Below are 3,506 nucleotides of genomic sequence, written 5' to 3' on the forward strand. Positions count from 1 at the left end.
GCGCATGGCGTCAAGGCGGTGGAAGCGCGCGGGCGTCTGTTCGATAGCGCCACGCCTGCGGGCGCGATGCTCGCGATCGCGCTTGGCGCCGATGAACTGCGCGCGCAGTTTGCATTCGGCTCGGATCTGTTCGTGGCAGGCATCAACGGGCCGGAGCAGACGGTCGTAAGCGGCACGCAGGAAGCGGTCGCGAGGGTGCAGGAAGCGATGGTGGCCGCAGGCAAACGCGTGTCGCTGCTCAAAACCTATGGCACGCCTGGTCATTCGCCGATGCTGCGTTCAATGCGCGAGGCCTTCCAGCAGGCACTCGAACCCTTGACGCTCACGCCTTGCGCGATCCCGATCGTGTCCACGCTCACCGGCGCGCTTGCGACCGGCTCGATTGCCACCGTCGATCATTGGCTTGATCTCGTCGAGCAGCCGGTGCGTTTTCACGAGGCTCTACTGGCAGCGTGCGACGGCAACACGCTGTTTGTCGAAGTCGGACCCGGCGCGGCGCTCTCGCGCCTCGCGCGCACGGCTTGCGGCGGCGACTGGCAAGCGGCGATTTCGTCGCTTGCCGATGGCCCGGAAGGTGACGACGAAAGCGAAAACACCGGCTTTGCGCACGCCTGCGCGCATCTATACAGCGCGGGGCAGACGATCACGTGGAGCAAGCTTTACGGCAACGCGCCACGGCCCGCTGAAGCACCCGGCTATTGCTTCGATACCGAGCGATTCGAACTGCCTTTTCCCGACATCGCGCGCAGCGCTGCCACGCGTCGGGCCACACAACTTAGCGTCGATACCGCTGCGAACGGCGAGATCGCGCAGGCGACGAACGAAGGCGTTCCAACCGCGAACGCCGAGTCTCTGCTCGCGACGCTGCGCGCAATGGCGTCCTCGGTCGCGTCCGATAGCATCAACCTCGTCGATGAACTTTCGCTTGTCAGTCAAGGCCTTGATTCGCTCGCGTTGACGGAATTGCGCGTGCGGCTGCATCAACGCTTCGGCACGATGCCGCCCATTTCGATGCTCGCGCGTGGCGCTTCGATCGCTAGCCTGGCCGCCTGGTATGGCGCGTTGTCCGGCGCGGTGGCCAACGATGCGAAGAACGCGCCTGAAACAAGTGGTGATCCGTCGCTTGTCATTACGCTGCGCGAGGGCCGCGGGCCCCTCATCGCGCTCGTGCATCCGGTTGGCGGCGATGTGCTCTGCTACGAGGATCTCGCCGCCGCGTGGCAGCGCGACCCGACGATCGTGGCGTTGCGCCATCCCTATGCGGATCAGGAGCGCGTCCCGGTGTATCTGCCGATCGCGCAGCTTGCGACGCGTTATCGCGCGGCTTTGTTCGCTACGCACGGAAAGTTGCCCGATGTGCTCGGCGGCTGGTCGTTTGGCGGGATCGTCGCGCACGAAATGGTCGCGCAATGGGAGGGCGAGGGCGAGCTCGCGCCGCCCTTGCTGATGATCGATAGTCCGATGTTCGAGGGCGCGTTCTGCACGCGGGTGCGCCAGCTTGCGAGTGACTTCGAATCGATCGATGACACTGAGGTTGTCGATCGATGGCTCCAGGATGCGCGCTTCGATGCAATGCTCGACCATGACTTCTATCTGGCGGAGGTTCGACGCCGCGCCCATCCCACCATGTTCGCGCATCTCGCGCGTCTGCACGCGGTGAGTGCACTGGCTCTGGTGCGCCATCGTTCGCAACAGGTGCGTACGCGCATCGAATACGCGCTTGCGGCGCGCAATGCCAACGGTGTGTCGAGCGATCAGACGGCGCAGCATCTTCGTGCACTGACGCGCGGTGGCGTCACGGTGCACGTGTTCGACGACGATCACAACTCCATCGTGCGCGAGCCCTCCGTGCAGTGCCTGGCCGCCTGGTTTGCCAGCCGTGCCGACGCAGGGGAGATTGACCGCGCGACGCTCGTGCGGGCAATGCCCGCGTAGGCCAACGTGTTCCGCTTCACCCGCATAAGGCAGGGCGCGCTGGCAGCGCCCGTGCTTTCCTCTATCTGACCTTAGGAAATCGATGTCATGAGCGACCATCTTCAAGCTGCAACCGTCAACGGAACCAACGTGACCGCGCAGGCGGTTCTTGCCTGGATCCAGGAGTGGGCCGAGGCCAACAAGTTGCAAGTACCTACCGATCTTGATCAGACCTTCGCCGATGCGGGATTCGATTCGATGCACTCGGTCGAACTCGCGTTCTTCCTTGAAGACCGGCTCAAGATCAAGATCGACGAGACGGTGCTGTTCGACTATCCGACCTTCGCATCGCTAGCCGACCATCTTGTCTCCCTTATCCGGCCGCAGGCGAACGATGACACGGAGTTGAGCGACGCTGTCAACGCTGGAAGCTGGTAAATCGCCTGCGCCGGAGCGAATCGGCAGGTCGCCCGGCGTGTCGTCGAAATTAAACGGAGTACTTACGATGTCGCAAATCAATCGTGCTGGCATCTGGATGTCACGCGTTGCCGGCTGCGGCTCGGCATTGCCCGAGCGCCGTATGACCAATCTGGACATCGCGCGCATGGTCGACACCTCGGACGAGTGGATCACGCAGCGCACCGGCATCAAGGAGCGGCGCATCGCGGCGCGCGGCGAGAACACCTCCGATCTTGCGATCGGCGCGGCGAAGGCGGCGCTCCAGCACGCGGAGATTCGCGGCGCCGACGTCGATCTCATCGTCCTCGCCACGTGCACGCCCGATCGCACCATGCCGGCGACGGCGGTGCGCGTGCAGGCGGCTATCGGCATGCACGGCGGCGCGGCGTTCGACGTGCAGGCGGTGTGCTCGGGCTTTGTGTACGCGCTTGCCGTGGCCGACAATATGATCCGCTTGGGCCAGGTGCGCACCGCACTGGTGATCGGCGCGGAAACGATGTCGCGCGTTGTTGACTGGTACGATCGCAATAGCTGCGTGCTGTTCGGTGACGGTGCGGGCGCCGTGGTTCTGCGCGCTGAGCGTTACACGGGGGATGCGCCGCGCGGCATCCTCTCCACGCACCTGCATTCGGACGGACGGCACGAGGACAAGATCCAGACGGACGGCGGCGTGTCGTCGACGCAGACCGCGGGCTCGATGCATCTCGCGGGCCGGGAAGTGTTCCTGCATGCCGTCGTGAATCTTGCCCAGGCCTCGCAGGAAGCCCTCACCGCGAACGGTCTGACCCAGGACGATATTGACTGGGTCGTGCCGCACCAGGCGAACCAGCGCATCGTGCAGACGCTGGGAGAAAAGCTTCATCTGCCGATGGAAAAGGTCGTGCTTACGGTTGACCATCACGGCAATACGTCGGCGGCGTCGATTCCGCTTGCGCTTAGCGAAGCCGTTGCCGACGGACGCATCAAGGAAAACGACCTGGTGTTGACGCCGACCATGGGTTCCGGTTTCACGTGGGGATCGGCCTTGATCCGCTGGTAAGGCACGCTATCACCGGCGTGAAGTCGCGCGCGGCGTCTCACGTGCGTGGGCCGCCGCGCGCCTTGTCTAGAAGCAGCCAGAAGGCTCCCCGTAG

3 protein-coding genes are annotated in these 3,506 nt (G+C 64.3%); all 3 read left to right on the forward strand.

Annotated elements, in window-relative coordinates:
• Nucleotides 1–1,935, forward strand: a 1,935-nt coding sequence (locus tag VG320_RS01010; RefSeq protein WP_327198325.1) for an acyltransferase domain-containing protein, incomplete at its 5' end; no start/stop codon positions are given.
• A gap of 87 nt (nucleotides 1,936–2,022) precedes the next feature.
• The gene (locus VG320_RS01015; RefSeq protein WP_327198326.1) at nucleotides 2,023–2,352 is read left to right on the forward strand and encodes an acyl carrier protein; all 330 of its coding nucleotides are present in this window, start codon (nucleotides 2,023–2,025) and stop codon (nucleotides 2,350–2,352) included.
• Nucleotides 2,353–2,419: 67 nt separating this feature from the next.
• Nucleotides 2,420–3,412, forward strand: a complete 993-nt coding sequence (locus VG320_RS01020; RefSeq protein WP_327198327.1) for a beta-ketoacyl-ACP synthase III — start codon at nucleotides 2,420–2,422, stop codon at nucleotides 3,410–3,412.
• Nucleotides 3,413–3,506 lie beyond the last annotated feature (94 nt).

It is taken from the genome of Paraburkholderia sp., assembly GCF_035948235.1.
Lineage (GTDB): Bacteria > Pseudomonadota > Gammaproteobacteria > Burkholderiales > Burkholderiaceae > Paraburkholderia.